The 4517-nt window shown below is 73.4% G+C and carries 7 protein-coding genes; all 7 read right to left on the bottom strand.

What is annotated here, in order from left to right; all coding sequences use genetic code 11:
• The coding region (locus AOZ49_RS32865) for a hypothetical protein (protein WP_054474283.1) at positions 1 to 184 on the bottom strand (184 nt) is incomplete at its 3' end.
• A gap of 23 nt (positions 185 to 207) precedes the next feature.
• Positions 208 to 861 carry a PulJ/GspJ family protein gene (locus tag AOZ49_RS03010; RefSeq protein ID WP_054474282.1) on the bottom strand — a complete coding sequence of 218 codons (654 nt, stop codon included), beginning with the start codon at positions 859 to 861 and terminating at the stop codon, positions 208 to 210.
• Positions 858 to 1268 carry a type II secretion system minor pseudopilin GspI gene (gspI, locus tag AOZ49_RS03005; protein ID WP_054474281.1) on the bottom strand — a complete coding sequence of 137 codons (411 nt, stop codon included), beginning with the start codon at positions 1266 to 1268 and terminating at the stop codon, positions 858 to 860. Before gspI ends, AOZ49_RS03010 begins: the two co-directional genes overlap by 4 nt.
• A 1-nt stretch (position 1269) precedes the next feature.
• Positions 1270 to 1803 carry a type II secretion system minor pseudopilin GspH gene (gspH, locus tag AOZ49_RS03000; protein WP_082380285.1) on the bottom strand — a complete coding sequence of 178 codons (534 nt, stop codon included), beginning with the start codon at positions 1801 to 1803 and terminating at the stop codon, positions 1270 to 1272.
• Positions 1800 to 2993: a sigma-70 family RNA polymerase sigma factor gene (locus AOZ49_RS02995; RefSeq protein WP_054474280.1), complete on the bottom strand. Its 1194-nt coding sequence runs from the start codon at positions 2991 to 2993 to the stop codon at positions 1800 to 1802. The genes gspH and AOZ49_RS02995 overlap by 4 nt, the downstream gene beginning before the upstream one ends.
• 107 nt (positions 2994 to 3100) lie before the next feature.
• Positions 3101 to 3655 carry a transposase gene (locus tag AOZ49_RS02990; RefSeq protein WP_054474279.1) on the bottom strand — a complete coding sequence of 185 codons (555 nt, stop codon included), beginning with the start codon at positions 3653 to 3655 and terminating at the stop codon, positions 3101 to 3103.
• 136 nt (positions 3656 to 3791) lie between these two features.
• Positions 3792 to 4517: FecR family protein (locus tag AOZ49_RS02985; protein ID WP_054474278.1), on the bottom strand; the 726-nt coding region annotated here is incomplete at its 5' end.

Here is a 4517-nt window from a genome sequence, read left to right as displayed (position 1 = left end):
CGGCCGCGCCGTTGTCGCCCGGGGCCGGCGCGGCCACCGGCGCGGCGGGCGGGCGCGACAGCGGTTCGGTCAGGCGCAGGCCCCACCAGGCCAGCCCAGCGATCAGCGCCGCGGCGCCCGCCAGGCTGGCCAGGCGCGGCCAGGACGTGCCCGCGCTCGAGTCGATTCGGAAATTCAGCGCCATGGCGGCAGGCTCCAGGTCATGGGTCAATGCAACAGCAGCACGCGGCGATAGCGCAGCGGCGTCTGCCCCAGCACGCCGCGCGAGATCACCAGCTCCAGCGCCGTGGCCGGCTGCTCGCCCCGCCCCGGCAGCGCCACCCAGCCGCGTCCGGGCGCCCAGGCCCGCACGCTGAAGTCCAGCAATTCGTCCAGCACCGGCGTGCCGGTATCCGGCGCGGGCATGGGCAGCGGCATGGCGTCGGTCGGCCGTCCCGCCGTGCGCAGCAGGCGGCCGCCCTGGCGTTCCCAGATCACGCGCTGGCGCGCCTGCGGCTGCCCGGGCGCGCCGCGCACGATGTCGATGCGCGGCGCCGGCGTCTTCATGCCGCTGACATGGATCGCGTCGGGCAGCAGTTGCGGCGCGATGACCGCCGGTTCGGCGTCTTCGGCCCCGGGCGCGGCCGGGGCCTCGGCCGCCGGCGGCTCGGCCAGCACCAGGCTGCGCGCGGCGACATCGCGTTCGAACTGGTCGAAGGCGCGCTGCAGCGCCAGCGCGTCGTCGGTGTGCTGATCGAGCTTGCGGCTGGTCAGCGCCACGCTGTCGATGGCGCGCCAGGAGATCAGGCTGATGATGGCCATGATCATGATGGCGATGATCACCTCGATCAACGTGAACCCGGCCTGGCGTCGCGGCGTCATGGAGAGCGGTTCTCGACGATGCCGGACAGCGTGGCCAGGCGCGGCGTCGGGCGATGGTCGAGATAGACCTCGACGGTGACCGTGCGCGCGCCCTCGCGGGCGTCGGTGTAGCGGCTGTCGCACACCAGGGCCAGCGGCCCCTGCGGGCAGGCGGCCTTGTCGCCGCTGGCGGTCAGCGCCGGCGGCGCCAGCTGCAGCTCGATCAGCCGGTTCTGCGCCGACAGCAACGCCAGCGCCCGTTCGCGCAACACGCCGTTGTTGGTCGTCAGCATGCCGGTGGTTCGCATGACGGCCGCCAGCGCCACGCTGACGATGGCCAGCGCGATGAGGATCTCCAGCAACGTGAAGCCGGCCGCGCGCGCCGGGCGGCGCGGCGGCGGGCGGGACGGCTGGCGCGCACGCCGCACGTCAGCGCACCAGGAAGCGGCCGCTGGCATCGCGCTGCACGTCGACCTGGCCCGCCGCGTTGGACAGCGTCAGCCGCCACGGCGGGCCGAACCACTCGGCCGTCAGCAGCACCGGGCCGGCGGGCGATACCCGCACCGGGCCGGCCTGCCAGGGACGCGGCCGCAGCGCCTGATCCCGCGCGAAGTCCTCGATCCTCGTGGCGTCCAGCAGCGGCACCGCACCGTCCAGCGCCCAGGCGCCGCGCACGAAACGGTAGCCGTCCGCGTCGGCCTGCCACGCAATGACGCGGCCATCGCCGCGCGCTTCGCCCTGCGCGGCGGCGAAACTCTCGGCCAGCCGCTGCGCGTCGTCGCGCAGGCGGCGCGCCGGATCGCTGCGGATGCTCAACCCCAGCGCGGCCGTGGCGATGCCCACGATCACCAGCACCACCATCAGTTCGATCAGCGTGAAGCCGCGCTGAGGCGCCGCGCGGCGGCCGGCCCGGGCATGCGGGGCCCGGGGCGAAGACGAGGTTGCGGCCGCGCGCCGTGTCATGCCCGCAACCGCGCCGCCTGGCTCTCGACGTGGCGACAGGCGTCGCGCAGGTGGCGCCGGACGATGCGTCCGGACACGCCATAGCGCGCCGCCACCTCGCTCTGCAGCATGCCTTCGATGCGCACGCCGATGAAGATCTCGCGCTGCTGCCGCGGCATCGCCTCGATCAGGCGCAGCACGCCGCGCATCGAGGAACGGGCCTGCGCGATCCGCTGCGGCCCCGGCGCCGTGTCCTCGATGTCGTCCCAGATCACCTCGGCCGCGCCCGGCAGCCGTTCCGCGCGCAGGCGGTCGATGGCGATGTTGCAGGCCATGCGGAACACGTAGGCGCCGGGATTGAGGACGGCGGGCGCCGGCGCCGCCCCGCCCTCGGCCACGCGCAGCCAGGCGTCGTGCAGGCTGTCCGCGGCCAGGTCCGGGCAACCGAGGTGGCCGCGCAGCGCCTGCATCAGGCGCCCATAGTTCGCCGCCACGAATTCGCCCAGGCAGAGCGGGCGCGGACGCGCCGCCTGCGCGCCGCCCGCGGCGAACTCGTCGCGGCGCCGTCGCGCCGGCGGCGCCGGTTCAAGACACAGGGACATGTCGGCTCTCCGTGACGGGCCTGCCCCCCCGGGCGCAAGCGGGCGCCGTCCGGTGCCGGCCGGACGCTGGGCGGCCCGCTTGCGCATTGCCCAATTGGCCGGCGTCAGCAGGCCGTCGTCCAGCGCCTGGCGCAACAGCTCGGCAATGCCGGCGTGGCCCGCGACCGCGTCGAGCTCGTCGTCGAAGGTCGGCGCGCACTCGCAGCCACCGCCTTCCGACAGGCCGGCGAACCAGCGGAACAGCAGGTTGTAGGCGATCTGTTCATGGAAGTACGGCTTGCTGCCGGCGGGATACAGCAGTTGCAGAATGTGGGTGCGGCACAGGATCGCCGGATCCAGCGTCAGCCCGCAGTCCAGGCTGGCCTGGCGCAGCAGCGCGGCGTGCGCCCGCAGCGTGTCGTCGATGTGTTCGCGCAGGGCCACCAGCGGATGGCGCGGCGGCACGTAGCGGGTCAGCTGGATCTGGCCGATCCAGGTTTCGTGCGACACGACCCAGACCCAGGGGGAGCCGTAGCGGGATACCGATACGGGTTGCTGCCTGGCGCAATCGAGCACCTTGGACAGCTTGCGGTCCAGCTCGAGCATGCCTACGTTGACGGTCGCCGACATCACGCGCTCCTAGGGGCCGGGTAGGCCCACGTCCGGTATGGCCGCGCTACGTATGGCGCGGCCTGTACCCCTAAGACGACTCGGCGCGGCGGAACCCGCCAGCTTTTTTATTCAGGACGGATCGCCCGCGCGCGCCAGGCCTGCAGCAGCGCGCGGTTCAGCGCGATGCCGGTGGCCTGCTCGATCGGCGCGACCGGCGCCCCATCCAGCGACTGCGCCAGGATGTCGATCATGTCGGCGCTGGCCAGCACTCGCTCCAGCGCCTGGCCGAACTCGTGCGGGCTCCAGATTTCCTGGTCCAGCGACAGGCCGACGAACCAGCGGAACAGCAGGTTGCAGGAAATCTGCTCGTGCAGGCCGGCCTCGGTCTCGACGCCATAGAGCAGCTGGATCGCCAGCGCCCGCAGCAGCGGCTGCGCCTCGATGCGCAGCATGGCGCGGATCGCGGCCGCGTGCAGCCGCGGCTGGCTGGCGGCCACCGCCCGGTCCAGGTGCTCGCGCAGCGCGGCCAGCGGATGGCCGGCCGGATTGAACTCGACCCGGCGGGTGTTGCGGGACCAGACCTCGTGCGACACGATCCAGACCCAGGGCGAGCCGTAACGATGCACCGACACGGGATGCTCCCACGCCGAATCCACCACGGCCGACAGATTCTCCTTCAACTCTCGAATACCGATATTCGGTTTACGCGACACGACTGCTCCCCATCGCGCGGACGCGGCATGCGCCCTCGATGGCGGTCATGCGCGGCCTGCCTGTATAGGACGAGATGGGCGGGCCAAACCCGCCACGCGGCCCTCAGCCGAGCAGCACCACGTTGCCCGGCAGATGCGTGGCGGTCAGGCCGAAGGCCTTTTCGATCTGCACCAGCACCTTGTCGGTGTCGCGGATCTCGAAGCGGCCGCTGAGCGCGCTGGCGCCGCGCGCGCCGTCCAGCAGCACCACGCGGCCACGGCGGTAGCGGTTGATCTCGGCCACCACCTCGGCCAGCGGCGTCTGCCGGAACACCAGCGAGCCCTGGCGCCAGGCCGAGGTCTCGGCCGGGTCGATGCGCTGCACCTGGCCCAGTCCCTGCCCGTCGTAGAACAGGCGCTCGCTGGGGCCGAGCAAGGTGGCGCCACCGCCCAGCGCCACGCGCACCGAGCCGGCGATGCAGGTGACGCAGACCGTGCCGCCCAGGTTGCGCAGTTCGAAGCGCGCGCCGCGGGCCTCGGCGCGGCCCTGGCCCGCCATCACCGTCACGGCGGTCGGCGAGGCCAGGCCGTCGAACGCGGCTTCGCCGGCGATCAGCTCGACCCGCACCGCGCCCGGCTGTTCCGAACGCAGCGCGATGCTGGTCTGGGTGTTCATGTCCACCTGCACCCGCTCGCCCAGCCCGAACTGGCGCCGGTCGCCGGTGTCGGTGCGGTAGTCGGCCGACCATTCGTCCCAGGCCGGCCACAGGCGGAACGGCGGCGCCACCACGGCGGCCACCGCCGCGGCGGCCGCGCCGCCCAGGCTGGCGCCCAGGAACGCGCGCCGGCC

Origin of the sequence: Achromobacter sp. 2789STDY5608615 (genome assembly GCF_001298995.1) — a bacterium.
Lineage (GTDB): Bacteria > Pseudomonadota > Gammaproteobacteria > Burkholderiales > Burkholderiaceae_B > Achromobacter > Achromobacter insuavis.
The sequence above is the reverse complement of the archived record's forward strand: the minus strand, read 5'-3'. Positions and strand labels throughout refer to the sequence as shown.